The organism is Xanthocytophaga flava (genome assembly GCF_030068545.1).
Taxonomy (GTDB): Bacteria; Bacteroidota; Bacteroidia; order Cytophagales; family 172606-1; genus Xanthocytophaga; species Xanthocytophaga flava.
In genome coordinates, this window is the sequence record NZ_JASJOR010000031.1 from 30,094 (window position 1) to 52,951 (window position 22,858).

The window sequence follows — 22,858 nt, forward strand, 5'->3', positions numbered from 1 at the left end:
TTTCAAAAAGCAAAAAACATTTAAATTTGGGAAGACACTTTTAACACTTCCTTCATGAAACATTTTTTGCTAACAATCACTACAGTATTTTATTTTTTACACCTGACAAACCTGAAAGCTCAGGAGCAAACCTTTTCTAATCCTTTATTACCCTCCGGAGCAGACCCCTATAGTACCTATTATAAAGGGTATTACTACTATTCAAACAGCGTAGGAGGTGACCGTTTACAATTACGAAAAACTAAAAACCTAGCTAACCTAAAGCAAGGTGAAACAAAAATTATCTGGCAACCCCCTCAAAACACCAAACATTCAAAAGAACTCTGGGCGCCTGAAGTACACCACATAAATGGAAAGTGGTATGTTTATTATGCAGCGGATGATGGAGATAACAATAATCACCGAATGTATGTGATAGAAAACAGTTCAGAAGATCCTTTTCAGGGAGAATGGAAATTTAAAGGCAAACTTGCCACTCCTTCTGATAAATGGGCTATTGATGGAGATGTTTTCACCTACAAAAATCAGCTATATATGATCTGGTCAGGATGGGAAGGTGATAAAAACGGCCAGCAAGATATCTATATAGCCAGGATGAAAAATCCCTACACTATGGAAGGAGAACGGATAAAGCTCTCCTCCCCTACCCTTGAGTGGGAAAGACGGTGGCAAGGCGGCCCTGAAGTATATGTAAATGAAGGACCCCAGTTCCTTCAACATGGTGACAAGGTATTTATTGTCTACTCTGCTAGTGGTTGCTGGACAGATCACTATTCTCTGGGTTTGCTAGAACTACAAGGCCACGATTTACTCAATCCGGATCAGTGGAAAAAGCATCCTCAACCTATATTCACAACTTCAGTAGCAAATGGGGTATACAGCCCCGCACATAATTCATTCTTTACCTCTCCTGATGGAAAAGAAGATTGGATACTCTATCATGCTAATGACAATCCAGGTGATGGTTGTGGAGGAAAACGATCTCCTCGTATGCAGAAATTCACATGGAATGCAGACGGCACTCCCAATCTGGGCATTCCGGTTTCTATAAAAAAGGAGCTACCAGCACCTTCTGAAAGCAAATAGATTAGACCAAAAGACTAATACTATTTTGATACAACTACATTCGTATCAGAAAATATCTTTTATTTTTCCGACCAATTATATGTGTCACCTAACCAAATTCTGATAACATATGAACTATCGAATTCTTATTTTAGGCTGTGTTGCAGTTCTTGCTTTAACTGGCTGCAGCCAGAAAACAACAGAATCCGCTACAGGAGGAGATGGACTATCAGCCTTCAGCGCAGATAGTCTTGGTAAAAATATCAGTGTACTAGCCTCTGATGACTTTCAGGGACGTAAACCCTTTACTGACGGAGAAACAAAAACAGTACAGTTTCTGGAGCAGAAATTTGCTTCTATGGGCTTAGAGCCAGGGAATGGCAATAGTTACTTACAGGATGTGCCAATGGTTAACATAGCTACAGAAGCAGCGCCAGGTATGCAGGTACAAGGTACTAAAGGAAGCTTTGAACTGAAAGGTTTTACTGACTATGTGATCTGGACCGAGAAAACAGATTCGGTGATTTCATTAAATAAAGACGAATTAGTTTTTGCAGGATATGGTGTAGTAGCTCCCGAATATAACTGGAATGACTATGCAGGCCTGGACGCCAAAGGCAAAATTGTACTGGTCATGGTGAATGATCCTGGTTTTGGAGTAGACAAAAGCTTGTTTAAAGGAGATACGATGACATATTATGGCCGCTGGACATATAAATTTGAAGAAGCTGCCCGGCAAGGTGCCAAAGGATGTCTGATTATCCACAATACCAAAGGGGCTAGCTATCCTTTCAGTGTTGTGCAAAATAACTGGAATGGTTCCCGCTTACGCCTTGATGACAGAGGAAAAGAACAAAAATATTGTTCAACAGTAGGCTGGGTAACGCAACAAACTGCTCAACGTCTGCTCTCAGCAGCAGGGAAAGATACAACCTTGTATGCTCAAGCTAATAAACCTGGCTTTAAACCTGTTCCTTTGGGAGTGAAGTTATCAACCAGCATCAAGGTAAAAGCAACCTATAATAAATCACACAACGTAATCGCAAAGATTACAGGTGCTAAACATCCCGATGAATATATTATCTATACGGCTCACTGGGATCACCTGGGTATTGGTAAACCTGATGAAACAGGTGATTCTATTTACAATGGTGCCCTGGATAATGCCAGTGCAACAGCAGGGTTATTTGAGTTGGCAAGAGGTTTTAAGAGTCTTGCCAATAAACCGGCCCGAACAGTAGTATTTCTTTCTGTTACAGCTGAAGAACAGGGCTTATGGGGCTCAGCTTATTATGCATTAAATCCAGTGTACCCACTGAATAAAACTGTTGCTAACATCAACATGGACGTACTTAACTCCTACGGGAAAACTAAAGATATAGTTATAGTAGGACGTAACCAGTCTCAATTGGAAGATTACCTTAAGGAAGCAGCCGAAAAAAAAGGTCGCGTGATATCATTTGAAACGCATCCGGAATCGGGATATTATTATCGTTCTGACCACTTTAATTTTGCCAAAGCAGGTGTACCCGCTTTATATGTCAATAATGGTATCGATGTAGTTGATAAAGGCAAAGAGTATGGACAACAGAAAGCAGATGAATATACGAAAAAACACTACCATCGCCCTTCGGATAAATACGATGCAACTACATGGAATTTAGAAGGAGCCATTGGTGATCTGCAACTGTTATTTGAAGTAGGCAAACGCTTAACTTCGGATGAAAAATGGCCTGAGTGGAAACAAGGATCTGAATTTAAAGCTATTCGTGATAAATCCATAATAAATCCATAAGGTATCAGATTACACCCTAACATCCAATGGATTGAATGTTAGGGTGTATCCCAAAAAGCTAAACTTCATTAGAACTCAAGCTCTAGACCTGAGTCTGGTATTGGTGGATAATCTTTTTTATCACTCATAAAACGGATCAGCAGATTTTCGACAACATAACTTGCACCTTGCTTCTTCTGACGTAGTCCTTCCCAATAGATCATCCGTTGTAGATGCTCCATTACATCCTGTGAAAGATAAAAAGTATAGTTGCTTCTCTCTACCGCTTGTTTTCCAACATTATCCTTTACACTTGTATCCTTTCTGGGGATGGCTTTTGTAGTTACCTCAGCATCTTTAGCTTTCACAGCCTCCGGCTTATTTTTTGATATAGTCGAAGGTGTGTTTTTCCCAGTATTTTTGACAGAGCTTACATCTTCTATTGCCTTCTCCCCTCCCCCATCACTATTTTGTACCTTCCCATCTGTTGGTTTAGTAGCTACAGATGATCCAATCAATGCTTCACGATTTAATTTCTCTTCTTCTTCTGCCAATTCAAGCAGTGTCTTCCCTTTTGTAGCCAAAGGTGTGTTTTTAAGCGATTCAGAGATAAGATCTTTTTTATTCATGGCGAGTCAGGATTTCTTTAGTGAGGGATAAATAATCAACAGCACCGTTACAATTTCCATCATATTCAAAAATAGATTGTCCTTTCATAGGGGAGTCGCCCAACGCCGTACAGGTACGGATATACGTAGAGAAAACCTTTTCTCCCAAGGCACTATCCCTGATAGCATCTGCAAATCCTTTCTTGGTGTTGTTACGTTCTTTCGCATTGTATTGAATAATAACAATACCCAACAGCTCAATATTTTCATTAACCTCCTGTTGAATCTTTGTCAGATACTCGTCCAGTGTAGAAATACCAACATATGAGAAATAGGCAGTCTGATAAGGAACCAACAAATCCGTAGCTGTAGACATCGCATTCTTGGTATAAATTCCCAGGTTAGGACCACAATCAATCAGAATATAATCATACACATTAGCCTCTCGGATAGGCTTTAACGCTTTGTAAAGCAATAATTCCCGCAAAGATTTTTCGTTTAGAGTTGAAATTACACTATCCATAATCGGATGAGCAGGAATCAAATCCATTCCCAATGCAGGAACAACCACCTCTTTCAGCGAGTGTAACCCCAACAATAGGCTTGCTAGGTTATTTTCAGAAAAACTTGTTTCTAACCGAAAAGAAATGGTCAGGTTAGCCTGAGGATCGGCATCTATAAGTAATACCTTTTTACCCAGATCACGCAGGGCAGCACCTACGTTCAAAGTTGTGGTAGTTTTCCCTACCCCACCCTTCATGTTGGCAACAGCTATGGTTCTCATTCTGATGTTGTGGTTTATATTGTTTAGTTATCCTTGTATATTATTTTTTTCATTTCTTTTGAATGTACCTTCTCTTCTGAGTACTTCTTTTTACGGCTTAACAGAAATAGACTTCTCAATTTAGAATGTACAAGTAGTACATAAACATGTTTTACATATATATTCTATCATGTATTCAAGTACAAATCTTTCAAGGCTTATTCACTCAATACATATTACACACCAACAGATTAAATAGTAAATTAATACTTATTCAGTCAATATAGATAAAAGCAAGTAATATTTACTGATTCTATAAGCACCTTTTGTACATTCAGTTTATAAATAAATAAAGCATGAGCATACATTAAATCTTCATTCAGCTTTTTTAAAAGCTCTACATATACAAGTAATACATCTACAATAAAGCAACAAATATGTAATAAATCCACATGCGCAGTATATAGATTCAGCAAATATATACATAATCAACATAGATACACTACATACACACTGAATAAATAAACATTTACTTACTAAGCAAGTAATAAACAACTATGCAAACAATAAAAGATATCACAATATACAATTAGTAATTATACAATATTCAAACATTCATTAAAAGATAATTCAATAATTTTATCTATATTTATTAAGTAGTCAATTAATAAATATAGATAAAACACTTATACAATAATTAAATAAACAATAAAGGAATACTTATTAAAATATTACCTTAATAAACATTTAAAGACTAAACATTTACACAACACTTAATATACAATAATTAAATAGTTTATGTATATTCTACATTAATAGAATAACTAAATTTAACATCGTGTATTTAAATAATAATTAATCTATAAATGTTTATTAGTATACTATTTATTGCGTCAACAATTATTTAACAATAAAATATTCACACAATCTATATTAATACAATAGTGAGTATAAGTGAACTGTGTATTACATATACATTACTACATTGAGTACACTAAAATTAAATACACATAAATAACACATTGAAAAAATGTAGAATAAGTCAATGCATGAGTATAAAGTCAAGAAGAGAAGGATGCATTAAAACGCGGATAGCGCAGAGAACAAGACACTTATAGAATACTTATTCACTGCATGTACATGATTATATGAATACAATGTATTAACACAGAATTGTCATTAATTTATTCATCGAATAAGGATTAAATAGGGATAAATGACATATTAAATGAATATAAAATAAGTTAATATAGAATGCTAACAAAAAAGGGGAGATGTTAGTATTGATAGCTTTGTTTAACATCCTAATCTAAACTTACATGAGTGAAATTGTTACTGCTCAGGACTTGTTACTTAAATATCTCGATTATCATTGCAACTGGGTACAATGTAACTTTGGGACTGCTCGTCCAGCCCAGTTTCGCGAACAACAGCTTGTAGCTATGTTGAAGGCATTTGGTATTGTTCCTTCTTTGGACAAAACAGATAATGAGACAGAATCAAATGATTTAGTACAAACTGAAAAAAGTTCAGATAATAATTCTTTTAGAGTATGGCTAAATAAGATTTTTAGTCCAAAAGAATTGAGACTAACAGTTTCTGATGAAGATGACAAACTAGCGCATCAACGAGTTGAAAATATGAAGCGGATAGCCATTCTTCATTATTTTACAAAAAACACATTTCTGGCAGAAAGAGATATAAAGGCTTATCTGCCTCTTATGGATCAGGCAATTGATGTTGTACGAAAAGAGCTTACATCGCTAAACGAAACAGATATGCGTTTACCCAAACATTATGAGGTTCGTTGGTTATATGGCAAATTATTAAGTTTCCGAATGGAAATGTATAAAGTCACTTACCCTTGGGGAGGTATGTTGGAAGGATTATCTGTTGGTTACTGGTATAGTCACATACTGGCGACCGAGGTTCAAAAACAAATACTGCCTCATCTTGCAACTATTGATCAAGTGCTTTGCCAGATTATAGACTCTTATGATCAGGAAATTTCGATGAGTGACCTTATGGAGAAATATGAGTATCCTTATGTTGATCTGGAGGATATAGATAGAGAATGGAGAATAGAAAATTGGTAGAGTTAAGTTTATATATGATTGATTTTCATCTGTTTTGTTAGTATTTGATAGCTACTCAGTTTTAAAGTATGGCGACACCATTCCCTCAACTCTCAAAAAAGTGGTATTTTTTTGGCTTACCATCTGTTCGTCCAACTGAAAACACATATGAATCTTTTGATTATGAAGCATTACCACCATTAAATACCGAAAAGTTGGATGGTTCGCTGCAATGGCTGCAAGCTATTGCCACTAGTCCTCAACGCAGATATCTGAATCTCCCTCCTGAAATGGCTGCCTGGCAGAAAGGTAGGAAAAAAAGCAAGGAACTGCCACAATCTTTCCTTGAAAAATGGAGTAAGAAATGGAGTACTATTGAGCAACAAGCATCTATGCGAAAATTAGTATTGCCATCTTCTTTTATAACAGCTATGCAGCATCCCGAATGGTTGAATGTTATTGACTCCCCAACGGACTGTTTCTTTGAATTGGATGAAAACGGTTTTATTGATCTAAAAGATCGTGAGGGAGAATGTTTATTACACTTTTATTCAGACTCACAGTATTGCCTACTTTGGTATTTACATTTTGATAGTTTTGGTAAACACAGAGTAGTTGTTTCAAAAAATTCCTGGTTTCAACATTTACATACTCATACTTTTTTACCTCATCCTGAAGTGGATGTTGATGAGGATATAGAAAAAATGATAAGCGAGATAGAAGCAGGCTCCCATACATTTCTTTGTGAATGTGCACCTGATTTCGAATCATTTTTGTATAGAGTATGGATTGAAGGGGATATCTATTATGCTATGTCTAAATTATACAAAGGGCAGGAACTTACTCCTGAACAAAAAGAGTATTTACATTTTTATGAGGAATAGGAGTCAAGAATAGATATCAACTCGATTTATCTGATACAGATTAGAGTATCAACTATTCTGTGTCCTATTCCTTTTATGGATGCTGGTATACACGTACATAATCCACTTCAAAACGAGCAGGAAAGACAGTTGCTGTTGGGTCTCCACCATTGTCACCGCCCAGAGCAAGATTGAGTAAAATATAATGGGGTTGGTGAAATGGGTTTTTGCCACTTCCATCTCCATTGAAGGTTTCAGTCAGGAGTACTTCATTGAGAAGTTCATTGTCAACATACAAGCGAATGGCAGTCTCATCCCAATCCATACGCCAGACATGAAACTTTTCAGCCCAATGGTTATCTGTAAAGGTAGATAGTTGTTTTTTAGTAGTCCTCCATTTTGCACTATACCGCTTGTCTGTTCCCCAAGCTACATTGGCAAGTAACATATTTCTATAATATTCCATAATGTCTATTTCTCCATTGGATGGCCACTCACCTGCAACACCTAGCGTCCAGAAAGCAGGCCACAGACCCGGACGGGTATCGATTTTAGCCCGCATTTCAAAACGTCCATACTGAAAGCTATGAAGTCCAAGTGTGTTGAGACTGGATGCACTATATTCAATTATTTTGCGACAAGTTTTCCACTCTAAGCTACCCTCCTTATAGTAAGGATTAGGTTTGTTCTCTTTCCGCGCTTCGATAATAAGCATTCCTTTCTCACAACGTGCATTTTGGGGTTGATACCATTGTAGCTCATGGTTACGAACAAATCCCTGCTCAAACTTCCAGTTCTTTGGATTAGGCACACCTTTTTGATTAAATTCATCTGCCCAGACAAGATGCCATGTTGTATCATTTTGTAAATGTAACTGGTTCGTATGTGATAAGAGGATAGGGGAGGAGGTAAGAAGTAGGGTATGATTTTCAGATAACTCTTTTGTATAGATTTTTGCTCCACCAAGTAGGATTGCCAGTAATAAAAAAACTGATTTATTCATAAAGGTCAGAGCTGTGAAATTATGATTTGTTAATGGAATGAAATACGTTTCAAAAGTACTAGTTAATATAGTAACCAATGGTAGGTTTTTCGGCAATAGGAGGGGACAAATTTGTCAGAGCACCTAGATTTCTCTCTTTTTAGCTATTTTTTGCTCATCTGAAAGAATCTATCTGCCAGAGATTCACTCCAAATGGGGTGGTCTTGTCATGAGGTTCTAGCAGGAAGGCAGAAGGGGAGGGCTGAGTAGTATTCGTCTCTTGACAGCATTAGATCTTCATCTTATCCTGCTGTTGATCTTCTTCAATTTCGCAGTTTTAATTAAAACAAAAACCCTCGGCCTAGAGGTCAAGGGTAAAGAGAGAAGACCATATCCACTGAAACTGGTAATTAATGTGGAATCGCCAGATGAGTGCTCACGGCAATACGGTTCCAGGCATTAATGCTGACTACAACCATGATCAACTGGGCAATGTAACTCTCACCAAAGAGGTCCTTTGCCTTCTGATAGGTTTCTTCTGTAAGGCCATGCTGATGTATAAGTGTTACCTCTTCAGCAATTGCCAGAATAACTTTTTCCTCATCAGTAAATACATCTGCCTCTTTCCATGCATTCAGCAGAAAGATCCGTTGAGCAGATTCTCCGTTTTTAAGTGCATCTTTAGTATGCATATCTATACAAAATGCACAACCGTTGATTTGAGAAGCTCTAATTTTGATTAGTTCCTTATGTGTTTTGGCTACCTGTGTAGATGCCAGGTACGTTTCTAAACCATACATAGCCTTCCATGCAGCAGGCTGAGCTTCCTGAATTTTTATCCGTGTTTCCATCGTTTTGATGTGATAAAGTGAATGATTTGATTACATGACAAAGGTCATGAGACAATGGATAAAAAAACTTAAGCTGGTTTAAGAAACGGGATTCACTGAAAAAATGTGAGAATGTTAATAAATTAGTGAATAGAGCTATAAAATTTTACTTCTTTCCGTATGTTTCTTTTTGCGTAGTTCGCTTAGATATTCAGGAGTAAAGCCCAGAAAGGAAGCGAGAATTTTTTGGGGTATACGCTGGATAAACTCCGGATATTTGCTGCTGAAATAGTCATAAAATTTTTCTTTGGACATTGTGAACAGATACTTGACTCGTAGAAGAGACGCAGCATAGGCACGTTGGTAAATGTTTTTGAAGTATCGTTCCAGTTGAGGCACTTCCAGCAAGAGTTTTTCCAGTGTCTCCTGCTGAATCTGCATAATCTGTGTTTTTTCAATAGTCTGGATGCTAAACTCTGATAATCCTCCTCGTTGAAAAGCCATCAAATCAGTCATCCACCAGTTTTCAATAGCAAACTGTATTGTCTGTTCCATGCCCTTCTCGTCCGTAAAATACATGCGTAAACTACCCTTTATGACAAAATACAACTGTTTGCAAGGTTGACCTTCCAGAACCAGATGCTCTTTCTTGCCATATTCATGGTAGTTAAAATAGCTCAGAATCTTTTCCGATTCCTCAACTGAAAGAGCGACGTTTTTGGTAATATGACAGAGAAGTAGATGGTCCATGACAAGATGTATATGAATGCCTGTAGCAGCCAAATATAATGCCTGGAATATGCTCTACAATTATTTTGCAGATAAATGCTAAAATAAGAGAATTATCTACCTGCTAAATAGGGTGTTATATCTACACTTTTTATATTTTAGGCAGAATCATATCTACAACTATAGCTTTCTATGTTTTACTATGAAAGGATGTTTCACAAAATTTCTATCTTTAGTATGTTTAGAAATACTACCATATTATTTTTCCTGCTTTTTTCAATCTCGTCTATTCTTCATGCACAAACTATTGTATCAAGCAACAAAAAGTATTTTGTAACCTTGCCTCTCAGGTTTACTCATTTACAAAGTAATAATACTATGTTAAGTGGTATTAAAGTAGGGAGAGTATTTCATTCACGACTAAGTGCTGCATTATCTATTTACCATTCCTTCTATTTTAATTCATTTAAAGCAGAAGCTACCTTAACGGGATTCAGCGATCAGCCACGACTGTTTATTAATTGTGTGGGTGCTGAACTAGAATATACTATTTATCAACAACAAAGGTTTTCCACTAGTATACAATTACTAACAGGATGGGGCTTTCTGAAATATGATGGAAAACAGCATAGTTTTGAAAGTGAACAGGTTAATTACATAGCTCTTGAACCAGTAATTAACTCATCCTATAGAATTGCCTCATCAACTATAGTAGGATTGGGTATTGGGTATCGGCCTATTCTGGTAAATGATGCGATTACCTATACTTCAGATGTTTCAAATGGTGAAAAATCTGTGTATAAAAAGTATCCTAATGGTTTCTTTCTATTAGTAAGCCTCACTGGATATCTATAGTTTTTTTTGTAATTCCACTTACAACCGATGGGTTACTTTTATTGGTTCGCAATCAATTAGTTGCAAATATACTTACAGTATAAGCCGAGATATTTTCCAGGCCATTGCTGATCTAACAAGGCCCGCTATTTTATTCTTACTATCGGTATAGGCAATAACACCTAATGCTATTATTGAGCATTTTGATAGTAGTAGCAGGCAGGCTATTATAAAACATATTCAGATTCTGACAGAATGTGAATTACTCGAACAAAAGCAATAGGTACGGAAATCTAGTATTTAGTGAACCCGGCAAAGATCCAGGACATGGGATTTGAACAATTTAAATCATTACTAAATCAGCGTTTTACCCAGCTCGAAGAAGTATTATTCAATATTAAATCTGATAATCTATGAAAAATGCGCTTTTGATGGACTTTACAGTCGACAAAGATCAGAATAAAATTCATGTAAAACGCACATTTGATGCACCACTCAATAAAGTGTGGGCAGCGTGGACAGACAGCAAATTACTGGATCAGTGGTGGGCTCCCAAACCTTGGAAAGCTGTTACAAAATCTATGGAATTTCAGGAAGGAGGCTACTGGTTGTATGCGATGGTTGGACCCGAAGGAGAGAAAGAATGGGCAAGAACTGACTATAAACAAATCACTCCTTACCAGAAATTTTCGGCGCAGGATGGATTCTGTGATGAACAAGGAACAGTAAACACAAGTTTACCCAGATCTCTTTGGACAAATGCATTTACTGAAGCAGATAATACAACAAAAGTCACTATTGAGATCAGTTACGACAAACTGGAAGATCTGGAAAGTATATTACAATTTGGCTTTCAGGAAGGTTTTACTATTGCTTTACAGGAATTAGATGTATTTCTTGTTAAAGAAAAATAAGAATGAATACTCATCAAAACAATAAATATACAATCCGGCACGAAACGAGTTTTGTGCCGGATTGTATATGAACATCTATCCATATATTATTTACCCCGTTTTTTTTCATGAGAATGGAGGATACACTTATTGGGTTGTGTTCTATTAAGAAGCTCTAAGATTGACCTCATGTGAATGTTAGGTGTGTAATTAAGGCTACACATAACATTCAGTCATCCAACAACATACAAAAACTGCATTGTAAAAGATTATTCAAAACAAGAACGAAAATAAAAGAGCATTACTCATGGGAGGTTCTTTTATCTTAATTGAATATACTTTTGACAATCCAATCATTATCAATACGTTATATATTTATATTCCATAATCACAAATTAGCCTGTGTTTCATAGAATAATTCGTAAGTGTATTATGATAATGGCATTATTTTTTACATTTCACAATACACAAGAGGTAGACTTAATAATGAAAGAGCAAGACAACAAATAGAGTAAGTGTCTAGCTTTGCTTGTCTAATTATATACTGATGTGTGTATGAATATTGAACTGTAAAAATCTATGAATACACCCCATACCCCTCTTTCTACTTTAGATAGCCAAAAGGCATTAATAGCTATACTGGAAGAAATTGAGAAGCTTACTCCTTCACTAGCGGATGCCCATGCACCTATCACCTTGCGATCTCTTATCTGGGTAGCTTGTGAGACCATCAGTGGCTTTGCTTTGGCTCCGGATCAGTCATTAACTTGTTTGGTACGTAAACGATTACTTACAGTACTGGAAAATGCACAGATTTTGATGGGAGAACATACAGTTTCTCAGGAGAAATCAGTAGATAATTTGATAAGAATCAGTGCAGCAGTATATCTATGGATAGATATGTATCGCCGGACAATCTAAGACTTTTCAAGACTTGACTATAAATGAAAGCAAAGTTTATATAGTACATAGCCCAAAAGTTAAACTCAATGACTTATGTATCGTTTAGAGAATTCTATTTTTCTTTGACAACAAACCAAACATTATCAATCTTTTGTCTTTCAAATCCATTATCCAGATAAATTTCTTTAACCCAGGAAGCAAAGTCCAATGAAGTACGTTTACGTTTCATTGCATTTTGATGCATCTCAATCAATTCTGTTTCTGAATATGTTACAATTTCAGATGATGGGGTAGGGGAGGAGGGGGTTTTAGTCTTTTTCAAAAATTCAGTTTTGAATTTACGATCTTCAATCCACCGAATTAACTGCCCACCCGGAGAGGCTATCTTGTCTTTATCCTTTGAGGTAGTTAGTTTATGTAATAAGAACCATACAAATGCCTCAGAGGCTTCAAAACCATCTGTATCCATACATAAAGCATCTGAAATACGGCGTATACCTTTACTGTCAAGTGGCATTCCCTCCAAAGCTTCAATAAGTTTTGCAGAAATTCGTAAAGGCTCAAGTGGCAAAACAGTTACCGAACCACTTCGACGGATAAATGTCCACGCTAAAGTCTTATTTCCCTGTTTGACAGGGTCACCAAATTCAAAAGCACAATCTGTTTTATCAATCTCAGGCTTAACAACTTTTTCAAGAATATGACGCTTAATATCTTTAGGATTGGGATAAGACTTGATATCCTTAAGCAAACAATTACGACATTCTTCAACCGTAATCTGGATCTTAACTGTCTCTGAAACGGTACTGGTTTTTGCCATACGTGATTCTTCGTAGCGAAATCGTGCACGAAGCATCCAATAAAAACGTACAGTACGTTCATCTTTAAACATTTTGAGTGTAGCTAAATCTGCAGGGGTATAATTATCAATCAGATTAAGTAGATATTCTTTTACATCGGGGTGAAATTGGCATAGAAGAAATCCCGTACCACTATCATGGTCACACTTATCAACAATAGAACGAAGACGGAATCGCTTCCTGTTTGGGTTCATGGGATCAACAGGTGCAATATCAATCACCTGTGATTTTAAAGCAACAGCAGCTTTTTTCAAATGTTCATAACTATCACCATCCTTACGTGGTAAAATTTCAGAAAGTGGTATGCGCCATAAAGGAAATTCAGTATCTGTCCGGTTAATGCGCTCAAGCATCGAAATAAAGATTTTGCTTTCTACACTCCCCATGGCAAAAGGAGCAAAAATGAGATTATTATGCTGGCGAACCTCCTTGGGTTTGGCAGAAAAAATTTCTAACTGCTGTTCCATGGAGCTAAAGTAAAGAAATACTAGGAAAAATAAAAACAAAAAATTCCCAGTACTCTTTTTTTTGCAGAAATTGTTTAAATCTTACAACATCTGCTATCTCTAATTCGAATGAAAAGATGTAATCTTTTATATGCCTATAGTTTACTCAAAAAGTTTCCAGTAGAGCCAATGTAGTTGATTTGATCAACATCGGGGTTCATGTTTTATTCATTCCAAGCAACTACTTTATATAAATTCTAAGTAATGATTTTCATATAGAGATAAATACTAGTAGACAAATTATAAAAAGGGTAAAAAAATAGAGTCAAAAAGGAGAAATTTGCAGTGACCAAACAAACAAAAAACTCCAGATGACTCTATTATCCAAACTTAGTCGATTGAAAGGGAAATACCCAAAATCTACTCTAAAAAATGTAGAATTGCTCTTAAGTGGCATTCTTTCCGCTCGTAGTGTAAGCTTGTATAAAATCAAAGATGAACTTTCTCTACTGACTGCAAAAACAGATGTATCGCGTCATACCCATTATAAACGCTTGCTTCGCATTTTTGAGCGCTATGGATCTACTCGCTTATTTATCGATTTGCTTGTGTGGGCATTAAGTCTGGTAAAGGGAAAAGTCGAGCATTTTTTTTGGATTCTACTGAATGGAAGATTGGTCAATATCCCTTACATGTGTTGGTCTTAGCCGTTGAGGTAAAAGGAGTAGCCGTTCCAGTTTACTTTCGCATCTATACCCACAAAGGTGTACTTAGTGAGAAAGAACGCATCAATTTCATGCGTAAAAGCCTGGCTATCATTGATATGAAAGGCAAGCTATTAGTGGCTGATCGGGAATTTATTGGCAAGGACTGGTTTGATTTTCTGAGTAAAAACCAGATTGACTTTGTGATTCGCTTACGAAAAGGGATCTACCAGAACTGGATTGATTTACAGGGAGAGTCCTATGAAAAATTAGAAAAAAAAGCGCTCAAGAAAGGCTATGCACATAAGCTGTTTACCTTAAGGGAGCACTCCTATCGATTAGAAATTTATCGCAATCAAAGCAGGAATTCTAGTAGGAATCAGAGTGAAAAAGAGTCACTTGTCTATTGGCTAACCAATACATTACGAAAGAAACGAGTGGGAAAACAGTATTATCGCAAGCGATGGAAAATCGAATATTGTTTCAAACATTTATGGCTTCCGCATATGGCGAAGACCAACGGATTCAATCTGGAACAAGTCGCCTTTCAGGATACAAACAAAATTCGGTTACTGATTGCGTTTGTAATTGTGGTCTATATTTTAGCTATTCAACAAGGTATTTTACAACAGAAAAAGGAGACCGTTCGTCAGATTCGCTATTCCAATGGAACTACCTATCGGGCTGTGTCTATCTTTCGAGATGGATTATATCGACTCAAGGAGAAGGTCGGATCAGTAGGTGTTTTCAGAACCTATTTAGAACAGATTACTCCTAAAAAATCCAACCTAATCAAAATTGTCTAGTACTATAATAGAGATATTCACTTAAGCTATTTAATGATATAACTATATACAACAAATATGGTTTGTCAAAGTTTATCGTTCGTAAGATTTCCCAACAAGCCTTAGTAAGTAAAAGCTTCTTTTATTTTTTCTTTGATGAAGATACTGGCTAGTTGTTTTTTGGAGTTTGGTCACGACAAAATTCAACTTTTTTCAATGCCTTTTTTTGTTTCCAGATATTTTAAGACAGCTTCTTATTATAAAATTTTAGATAGTATGCTTGTCTACTTGTCTTCTACTGGGAGAGAATCCACGAAACAATAAAGCTTTTAGGTTAAAGAGATGGAAAAAGAACAAAACCATCGTGTATTTTCTCCCAGTATTTCGTGGTTTTCCTCCTAGTTCGTGGAATTTATCCCAGTCTAATAAATCAACTCGTGGTTTTTCTCCTAGTTAAACGTGTATTTTCTCCTAGTATATATAAGCAGGTCGTGGTTTTTCTCCTATTTCTTCGTGGTTTTTCTCCTAGAACAACACGGTAAGTAATTAATTATCAGTTAGTTAACCGGTCTTAATTAGATAAAATAGAAAAAAACTAGACTAACTTAGTTTTAACAAAAAGGTTATTTGGACAAAAAAGAATATCAACTGGGAGAAAAACCACGAAGTCATATTTAAATTTGAAGAAAAAATCTAACTAGGTTTAGAATCCCCCCTTTTTGCGAGCGTCCCCCCTTATGCCTATAAATAGAAAATAGGTGAATAAATAAGTTGAGAGAGGTATTATATATATTGTAACCTTCTTGAAATGAGTAAATTAGAATCTACTTAAAAGAAAAGGAGTTTTAGATCAACAAAAAAGTCGTTAATCCACTTAGTAAAATGATATTGTAAAATAAGCTACTGGGAGAGATTCCACGAACAGAAAAAATTTGTATAAGTGAAAAAAAGGTATAAAACTGCTTCAGTAAAGAAATATTATACAAAATTGCCTGATTTAACATTTTGATTACTAGTTGGTTATATTGTCACTCTGTTCTGAGATTGTTTACCCTTCATTCGTATTAATGCTATAATTGCTCTTAATATGAGCCATTTATTCGTGTATTTTCTCCTAGTAGGCTCGTGGTTTTTCTCCCAGTTGTTCTAGCTATTAATTATTAGTAATATAAATCAGAATATGCAAACTGGTTGGAATATTTTTTTTACTTTAATTATGAAATTAATTATAGATCTTAAAGTCTACAGACTCTTTTTTCTATGTTCTTCAACTTGTTTTATTACCGAATAAAGGTTCGTGGTTTTTCTCCTAGTATCAATTCGAATTATCATTCTCAATTAAATATAGCGTAGAAGGCTATATACTACCTTACGATAGTTTTATATTGATTTATCAACTCTATTAGCAGATCTATATCCATTAATATACTAGGAGAAAAACCACGAACCTACTAGGAGAAAATACACGAAGATAGCAAATTTCACAAAATTTTGAATATGAGTCAAAAGTAATTCACCAATTAAGTTACCTTGAGTAGGTATGAATTATTATGACTCACGTTTCTACAATATTTACTATAGCTACAATATTTACTATAGCTAGAAGTTATAATAAATCTTTATAAAAGGATTTATTATAAGTATTTTATATATATGAAAATATATTATATTATATAAGTTATTGATTTACAGTAATTAAAAATTATGTGTAATAAATAATACTATTTAATAATTACCAATCTGCACCGCAGGATAGATAAATGAGTTTATCTACTCAATGTCAATATTTTGTGTCTGGCGATCTATAGACTGCAATCAGTGGTTTGGTAAATCTGAAACAAAGTCTTAACAGTGTAACCTGACAAACTAAGTACTGATTATAGATTGGAGCAGCTAAGTCAGCATAAGGGTCGTAACAGCAGGAGCTTGACTATCTTACCAAACAATTTAGCCAAAACGGATCCAAAACAAATTAAGAAAACAATAGGGTAGGGGAGAGGTGTTGGCTCTATGTCACATTAACACTATACACAAAACATGAGAGTCAGCCAGGATATAGTCAGTTGGCCTGCAAAGAGCTTTTTTACTGTAAGGCAAGCTTTCTAGGAGAATAAATCAGAAAAGCGGTAGGTAGAATCAAAAAATCATTATGAATTTATACTAAATGAGCTTTGGCGTGTGCCTTGTCAGAGGTTTATAGCCAAATTTTGGATGAGTATAACGTCAGTAATAAAGTATAGCTTCCGGCTTTATGTGCGTTAGTAATGATGTCAGTAGTAAATACACTGGGAGAGATTACACGTTAGAGACCTTTGGAAGGTGACCTGAAAGGCCTTTTCTGTCTATTCACATTGTCCCTTAGGGATGTAGAAATCATAGTATTAAGAAACTGGTATGAGTAAGCCTGATCCACAAGTTTTACTCTACAGCAGTTTAGTCTTCTTTCTTTTTCCGCGTGCCTCTGGCAGCTCCTCTTTTGGGTTGATAGCTTGTCAGTTGTATATGCTCATATTTTGAGCCATGAATGCGTTTGTATTCGCGAACTATGTGGTTAATGACCTCCTTTTCAAACTTACGATCAAACCAGGCAATTTGTTTGATGAAATAATCCAGGTCAGCATCCAGTTCAACGGTCAGGCGAACGGTATCGATCTGATGCTGATCGCCTACCGAATGATTTTTATCCTGTTTGTTATCCTGGATTGCCAGAATTTTTTCAATAGGAGTGAGGGATTGATCAGTCTGATTGGAGATATTTTGCTTTTTTGGCATAGTGCAGAGTTTAGTAGGCCAAATATGTGAAATAAAGTTAAAAAACAAAAGAAAACGAATACATTTAATATGCTAAATATTTCTCCCGTGAGATGGCAACAAAAGGGGAAAAAAAGGAAAACGGGAGAAATTGATAATGAAAGTGGGAGGCATATTTGCTGTTAAATATGCTTATTAATAAAAAAGCCATTGATTTTCACAATGAACAGGTTTACAATCGGAATGGTAAGCATATGCAAGTGATTTTAATCTGGGCAAAGATTCCAATAATACAGAAGATTATACTCGAAAAAACAACACAATAAGAGCAAAGCTGCAGTGAACGGAGTTGAGTAACCAAAGATGATCAACCAACAATGATCTATAGAAGAAAAATATCTGAGCTATACACGAAACCGGGTTAAGTTTTCACGTTCGATCTTTGTAACCTTAAAAAAAGGTATATGGTGAAAAACATGGTAAAAAATCAATTGGGACAAAAAGGTCCATTCGTATCTAAACTTGGCTTAGGTTGTATGCGTATGTCTTCTATCTGGGGTGGCCCCACACCGGATCAGACCGAAAGTATTGCGACTATCCATAAAGCATTGACTATGGTATTACATTTTTAAACACAGGAGATTTTTATGGAGCAGGTCATAATGAACTACTGGTAGGCAAAGTCATTAAAGGAAGACGGGATCAGGCCTTTATCAGCGTAAAATTCGGAGCTATCTTTCATAAAGGTCACTGGTCAGATGAAAGCTCCCCTTGCAGAAAACGATTACCGCCAGAACTTCTCCCGTTTTCAAGGTGAAAACCTGATTGATAACCTGAAAAAAGTGGAGGTTTTAAAACAAATATCCCATACCAAAGGTAGTACACTGGCACAGCTTGCAATTGCCTGAGTCAATCAGCAATCAGATACGATTATGCCTTTAGTAAGTATGAGTCGCGCCTTGTGGAGAATATAGCAGCGATGGATATTGTATTTACTCAAGAGGAAATAAATACGTTAAACACCACTTTTGCCAAAGGTGCTATCCTTGGCAGTACGTATTTGCACAGATAAACGATTAACACAGATAAATAAATGATTAACACCTATAAATCTCTGATTCAGCACAAGTAAATGAACAATCCAGTAGAAAGTAGTCCAGCAGAAATTCTTCCGGGCGTGATTTTCTATTCGTACCTGTCTCCAGAGCGCAAAGAGCAGGTATATCTATGGAATCATCCTACCTGGATATTAGAGGTTTCAGGCCAGTTTATTATGGAAACCTGTGAACGAAATCTATTTAAGTTTTATAAATGTGATTATGTTAAGTGACATTTTTAAAGAGTCAGGAACTATAGTAACCTCTCCTTTGGCTAAAGATTTAAAAAAATAGTGATCAAATAGTAATTTGGGAAGTCCAGGTAGTTGCTTTTTTGGGGTTTGACCACTACGTCGCCAGGCTTCTATCATCGATAGCTTTTAGCTTCTGAACTATTCTTGCATACCTTGGAAACATGCGCTTGCAAAGCTAGAACAACTTTTATCGTGTGCTTGGTTAGCCGCATACTGATCAGTCACAACGCCGTGCCCGGCCAGCGGTTATTCTTTCCTTGTGGCTAATTACTCTTGCGCTTATTACTAGCTATATATAGTTACCTATAGCTGGTTTGCTGTATTCAACTAAAAGAATGCAATGCTGATTGCATTCTTTATCATTGTTCTCTGTCCGTAGTGGTCTTTACCTGCAGTTTTCCTGACTGACAATTTTAATCTATTTAAACTTATATCCTTTACATTCTTATGTTATCACAATTGGTTTACGTTTCCACGCGAAAAAATAATTGTACCACTGCCGAGATTGAAAAAATAGTGGCCTCATGCCAGCAAAACAATGCTCCCCTGGACATAACCGGGGTACTGCTCTATTCGGAAACAAACTTTATTCAGTATCTGGAAGGGGATGCAAAGACGATTCTGAGCCTGTATGACCAGATCAAAACCGACCCGCGACACGAGCAAGTCCGTATGATCTGCTATGGACCTGTTTCCGAGCGGGCTTTCCCAAGCTGGCATATGGCTACAAAAGCCATTTCCCATAATGAGCTTGCCTTTAGGACCGATATCACCAGCCAGGACAAGCAGACCTTCAAACAATTGCTGACCGGGCAGGCTCAATCCGACTCGCGGGCACTGATGCTGCTTAAAAAGTTTTTCGAACCGGCTACCCAGCCTGTTAAGGCCTGATTTCCAATGCAGAATCGCTGTCGGAAACTATTCCGGGCAGCGATTCTCACCTCGTCCTTTAAGGACACGGATACGGGGTCAATAAAAACGCAACCAATCCACCCATTCTGCCATGTATCCTTAGCCATCTGCTGGCAAGAACCAATTCCAAAAGAGAGTCTTTGTGACGGATTGATTGAACAATTATCAAATGCCACTACCATACTATTCTCGTATTATATGCTTACGAAAGAATAATTTTTTTGTGTGAGACCAATTGAAAAAACATAGTCGGTCTATTGAGGTATTTTTTGCGGAAATACAACCACTACCGTACGTATTGAACGGTATGCCTGATAAGAAGCGGTTAACAGGACAATACAAAACGATTACCAGCAGGCTTGTATCAATCCCCATTACCACAAAAAGAACATGATCTCGAAAAAGAACTCTTTGCTAGAGTGATTTTAACCAAGGTATCAAGCTTTCTAGCTTTCTAAATGACCTATAGACCAAAATTGAGATTACACACCAAAAAAAGCAGATTCAGGGATACTCGTTTGGCCAAGGTATCGGACTTGAAGCCAATTCAAAAATAAAGGAATGATTTTTTTCGAATATCAGAAAATGGTTGTTCGAATTTAATGCTATTGTCTCCATGCGATTCATCAACATATCTCCATTGACTAACTTACTGATACGGGCTTTTTCCTGGGAATCCGGCGGTTTAGCTCTACACAAACATATAAAAACGGTAATAGAAGCATGATTATGATAAAAAACATGATTATAGATTGAAGGAACGCAATCTGTTGTATGACGAGTTGGTTTGACTGACTATTGATACGTTAGTGTACAATATGGATATGTTAGTGTACAATAAAGAATAGAATCGCCCCTTCCTTGTGAATTTTTAGTGTCCATTTGGCTAAGCACCAGGTTCAGGCAGTTTGTCAAACGAGTACAATCAATAACGGATACGCTGAATATAGTAATGTGTGAATAGCCAGACTTGAATTTTAAAGACAGGCTTGTATTACTTATCAATCCATGTGAACATATTACTGTATTGGAGTTGATCCTTATCATACATGTACCACTTTAAATGGATGTTTGACATGGCATGGGTTTAACAGGGACCCAATGATAACGGCTTCCTTACCCGTGTTTTGGTTGAAAGAAGGTATTGGAGGCGGTAATTTTACAAAGGTTATGGCTCAGAAAGATCAAAAACTTCGCATCACTTTTTTTATAGCTTACCTGACAGGCGCCTTGGTGCTTTTGCTAACCGGACTATTAGCTTACCAAAGCATGCAACTGCTTATTGATAAAAGTAAATGGGTCAACCATACCCATCAGGTCCTATTAACTACTGAAACTGTTTTATCGTTACTCAAAGATGCTGAAAGCGGGCAGAGAGGATACTCGTTAACGAAAGATAGTACCTATCTGGAAGCCTACTTCCAAGGGATTGATTCGGTGGAGTATTCCATCATCAGACTGGAAAGTCTTACAAGAGATAATCCTACCCAGCAGGCCAGGATTCCGGCTATTCGGCAAGCTGTTCAAAAAAAAATAGAGGTTACCGTGCAAGGAATTGAACTAACCAATACACACCCTGAAAAAATGAATGAGTTTTATCAATCCAAAGTGGGAAAACAAAGAATGGATCTGATCAAACGTTTGCTTTTTATCTTTGAACAGGAAGAACATCGATTGCTCGGTATACGAACCAGGGAGCTGGACCAATCAATTTTAAAAGCACAATACAGTATTTATTGGATTATTATATCCTAAGTACTCATTGTCTTGTTAACCTTTACGGTGATAAAATATCTGCTTCAGAAAAGAGAGGGATATGAAAGCCAGCTTACCCTCCTAAATGAGCAGCTTCAGCAGACCAATGACGAACTGGCTCATACCAATCAACAACTGGCTCACACCAATGAGGAACTACAAACTACCAATGAAGAACTACTTATTACCAATGAAAGATTACATTATTCCAATACTGAACTGGAACGCTTTGCTTATGTTGCCTCACATGACCTGCAGGAGCCACTTCGCAAGATTCAGGTTTTCGCTCATACGCTCAAAATCAAATACAGTGAGGCATTAGGTGAGGGTACCTCTCTTCTGGAACGGATGCAATCAGCCGCCAATCGCATGTCGACGCTGATAAAAGACCTGCTTACTTTATCCAGGTTAACTGCTTCTCAACAGCCACAGGGCCGGGTGGCTTTAGATCAAGTACTAAACCATGTCTTAACGCACCTCGAACTTCGGATCGAAGAAACTGCTGCCCAAATTCAGATTGATCCGTTACCTGTAATAACAGGCGATAGTTCACAACTTGAACAGTTGTTTCTCAACCTGTTGAGTAATTCATTAAAATTCTCCCATAAGGATATACCGCCTCATATTACTATTCACTACCAAAAGGTTACAAAAGAAGAGCTTCCGGTTTCCCTACGAATAGCACACAGCTCGCATTTCTATCACCTCATCGCAGTTTCAGATAATGGGATTGGTTTTGAAGCTGAGTATGCCGAGCGGATCTTCCAGGTATTCCAGCGCTTACACGGTAAAAACGAATATGAGGGGACTGGTATCGGACTTGCCATTTGCCAGAAAGTAGTTCTTAACCATCATGGTGCTATTATTGCTTCAAGCCAGAAGGGACAGGGAGCTACCTTTACGCTGTTTTTACCTGTAGAATGTCCTGTAGTAAAAGTGTGATTCTACACTATATTTTTATATGTGTGATCCTTC

Annotated in this window: 22 protein-coding genes; 15 read left to right on the forward strand and 7 right to left on the reverse strand. The window is 36.7% G+C overall.

What is annotated here, in order from left to right:
• Nucleotides 1-54: 54 nt before the first annotated feature.
• A complete protein-coding gene (locus QNI15_RS31105; protein ID WP_314035599.1) occupies nucleotides 55-1,086 on the forward strand; it encodes a glycoside hydrolase family 43 protein in 1,032 nt (343 codons plus the stop codon).
• Nucleotides 1,087-1,195: 109 nt separating this feature from the next.
• Nucleotides 1,196-2,860, forward strand: coding sequence for a M28 family metallopeptidase (locus tag QNI15_RS31110; RefSeq protein ID WP_314035601.1), 1,665 nt, complete (start codon nucleotides 1,196-1,198; stop codon nucleotides 2,858-2,860).
• Nucleotides 2,861-2,928: 68 nt separating this feature from the next.
• On the opposite strand, the gene QNI15_RS31115 is transcribed toward QNI15_RS31110, so the two are convergent.
• A complete protein-coding gene (locus tag QNI15_RS31115; RefSeq protein WP_314035603.1) occupies nucleotides 2,929-3,468 on the reverse strand; it encodes a hypothetical protein in 540 nt (179 codons plus the stop codon).
• Complete coding sequence (locus tag QNI15_RS31120) at nucleotides 3,461-4,231, reverse strand: ParA family protein (RefSeq protein ID WP_313981910.1); 771 nt, start codon at nucleotides 4,229-4,231, stop codon at nucleotides 3,461-3,463. Before QNI15_RS31120 ends, QNI15_RS31115 begins: the two co-directional genes overlap by 8 nt.
• Nucleotides 4,232-5,529: 1,298 nt before the next feature.
• On the opposite strand from QNI15_RS31120, the gene QNI15_RS31125 reads away from it, so the two are divergent.
• Both QNI15_RS31125 and QNI15_RS31130 read left to right on the forward strand, forming a co-directional pair.
• The gene (locus QNI15_RS31125) at nucleotides 5,530-6,306 is read left to right on the forward strand and encodes a hypothetical protein (protein WP_314035605.1); all 777 of its coding nucleotides are present in this window, start codon (nucleotides 5,530-5,532) and stop codon (nucleotides 6,304-6,306) included.
• Nucleotides 6,307-6,374: 68 nt separating this feature from the next.
• Nucleotides 6,375-7,169 carry a hypothetical protein gene (locus tag QNI15_RS31130; protein ID WP_314035607.1) on the forward strand — a complete coding sequence of 265 codons (795 nt, stop codon included), beginning with the start codon at nucleotides 6,375-6,377 and terminating at the stop codon, nucleotides 7,167-7,169.
• Between the two features lie 73 nt (nucleotides 7,170-7,242).
• Here QNI15_RS31130 and QNI15_RS31135 read toward each other — a convergent pair whose 3' ends face one another.
• The 3 genes from QNI15_RS31135 to QNI15_RS31145 all read right to left on the reverse strand — a co-directional run bounded on the left by QNI15_RS31135 (nucleotide 7,243) and on the right by QNI15_RS31145 (nucleotide 9,710).
• Entirely contained in the window at nucleotides 7,243-8,151 is a 909-nt protein-coding gene (locus QNI15_RS31135; RefSeq protein ID WP_313994744.1) for a glycoside hydrolase family 16 protein, read from the reverse strand.
• Between the two features lie 389 nt (nucleotides 8,152-8,540).
• The gene (locus QNI15_RS31140) at nucleotides 8,541-8,981 is read right to left on the reverse strand and encodes a carboxymuconolactone decarboxylase family protein (RefSeq protein ID WP_313994747.1); all 441 of its coding nucleotides are present in this window, start codon (nucleotides 8,979-8,981) and stop codon (nucleotides 8,541-8,543) included.
• A 135-nt stretch (nucleotides 8,982-9,116) separates the two neighbouring features.
• Nucleotides 9,117-9,710, reverse strand: a complete 594-nt coding sequence (locus QNI15_RS31145) for a Crp/Fnr family transcriptional regulator (protein WP_313994750.1) — start codon at nucleotides 9,708-9,710, stop codon at nucleotides 9,117-9,119.
• A 357-nt stretch (nucleotides 9,711-10,067) separates the two neighbouring features.
• On the opposite strand from QNI15_RS31145, the gene QNI15_RS31150 reads away from it, so the two are divergent.
• The 3 genes from QNI15_RS31150 (at nucleotide 10,068) to QNI15_RS31160 (ending at nucleotide 12,337) form a co-directional block, all read left to right on the forward strand.
• Complete coding sequence (locus QNI15_RS31150) at nucleotides 10,068-10,544, forward strand: hypothetical protein (protein ID WP_314035609.1); 477 nt, start codon at nucleotides 10,068-10,070, stop codon at nucleotides 10,542-10,544.
• A gap of 392 nt (nucleotides 10,545-10,936) precedes the next feature.
• Complete coding sequence (locus QNI15_RS31155; protein WP_314035611.1) at nucleotides 10,937-11,437, forward strand: SRPBCC family protein; 501 nt, start codon at nucleotides 10,937-10,939, stop codon at nucleotides 11,435-11,437.
• A 558-nt stretch (nucleotides 11,438-11,995) separates the two neighbouring features.
• Nucleotides 11,996-12,337: a hypothetical protein gene (locus QNI15_RS31160; RefSeq protein ID WP_313994759.1), complete on the forward strand. Its 342-nt coding sequence runs from the start codon at nucleotides 11,996-11,998 to the stop codon at nucleotides 12,335-12,337.
• A gap of 94 nt (nucleotides 12,338-12,431) precedes the next feature.
• On the opposite strand, the gene QNI15_RS31165 is transcribed toward QNI15_RS31160, so the two are convergent.
• Entirely contained in the window at nucleotides 12,432-13,646 is a 1,215-nt protein-coding gene (locus QNI15_RS31165; RefSeq protein ID WP_313994762.1) for a replication initiation protein, read from the reverse strand.
• Nucleotides 13,647-13,996: 350 nt separating this feature from the next.
• Here QNI15_RS31165 and QNI15_RS31170 point away from each other — a divergent pair, with 350 nt between their 5' ends.
• Together QNI15_RS31170 and QNI15_RS31175 are read left to right on the forward strand one after the other, a co-directional pair.
• Nucleotides 13,997-14,332: a hypothetical protein gene (locus QNI15_RS31170; RefSeq protein ID WP_313994765.1), complete on the forward strand. Its 336-nt coding sequence runs from the start codon at nucleotides 13,997-13,999 to the stop codon at nucleotides 14,330-14,332.
• Complete coding sequence (locus QNI15_RS31175) at nucleotides 14,278-15,135, forward strand: transposase (protein ID WP_314035612.1); 858 nt, start codon at nucleotides 14,278-14,280, stop codon at nucleotides 15,133-15,135. The genes QNI15_RS31170 and QNI15_RS31175 overlap by 55 nt, the downstream gene beginning before the upstream one ends.
• Before the next feature lie 2,412 nt (nucleotides 15,136-17,547).
• Here QNI15_RS31175 and QNI15_RS31180 read toward each other — a convergent pair.
• Entirely contained in the window at nucleotides 17,548-17,886 is a 339-nt protein-coding gene (locus tag QNI15_RS31180) for a hypothetical protein (protein ID WP_313994774.1), read from the reverse strand.
• Nucleotides 17,887-18,341: 455 nt separating this feature from the next.
• Between QNI15_RS31180 and QNI15_RS31185 the strand changes: the two genes are divergently transcribed.
• The 6 genes from QNI15_RS31185 to QNI15_RS31210 all read left to right on the forward strand — a co-directional run bounded on the left by QNI15_RS31185 (nucleotide 18,342) and on the right by QNI15_RS31210 (nucleotide 22,825).
• The gene (locus tag QNI15_RS31185; protein WP_314035614.1) at nucleotides 18,342-18,497 is read left to right on the forward strand and encodes a hypothetical protein; all 156 of its coding nucleotides are present in this window, start codon (nucleotides 18,342-18,344) and stop codon (nucleotides 18,495-18,497) included.
• A 38-nt stretch (nucleotides 18,498-18,535) separates the two neighbouring features.
• The gene (locus tag QNI15_RS31190) at nucleotides 18,536-18,682 is read left to right on the forward strand and encodes a hypothetical protein (protein WP_390902230.1); all 147 of its coding nucleotides are present in this window, start codon (nucleotides 18,536-18,538) and stop codon (nucleotides 18,680-18,682) included.
• Nucleotides 18,624-18,773: a hypothetical protein gene (locus tag QNI15_RS31195; protein ID WP_313994780.1), complete on the forward strand. Its 150-nt coding sequence runs from the start codon at nucleotides 18,624-18,626 to the stop codon at nucleotides 18,771-18,773. The genes QNI15_RS31190 and QNI15_RS31195 overlap by 59 nt, the downstream gene beginning before the upstream one ends.
• An 890-nt stretch (nucleotides 18,774-19,663) precedes the next feature.
• A complete protein-coding gene (locus tag QNI15_RS31200) occupies nucleotides 19,664-20,107 on the forward strand; it encodes a BLUF domain-containing protein (RefSeq protein ID WP_313994786.1) in 444 nt (147 codons plus the stop codon).
• A 1,122-nt stretch (nucleotides 20,108-21,229) separates the two neighbouring features.
• On the forward strand, nucleotides 21,230-21,883 hold the full coding sequence (locus tag QNI15_RS31205) for a CHASE3 domain-containing protein (RefSeq protein WP_314035616.1): 654 nt from the start codon (nucleotides 21,230-21,232) through the stop codon (nucleotides 21,881-21,883).
• Nucleotides 21,884-21,895: 12 nt separating this feature from the next.
• Nucleotides 21,896-22,825, forward strand: coding sequence for a sensor histidine kinase (locus QNI15_RS31210; RefSeq protein ID WP_314035618.1), 930 nt, complete (start codon nucleotides 21,896-21,898; stop codon nucleotides 22,823-22,825).
• Nucleotides 22,826-22,858: the final 33 nt, after the last annotated feature.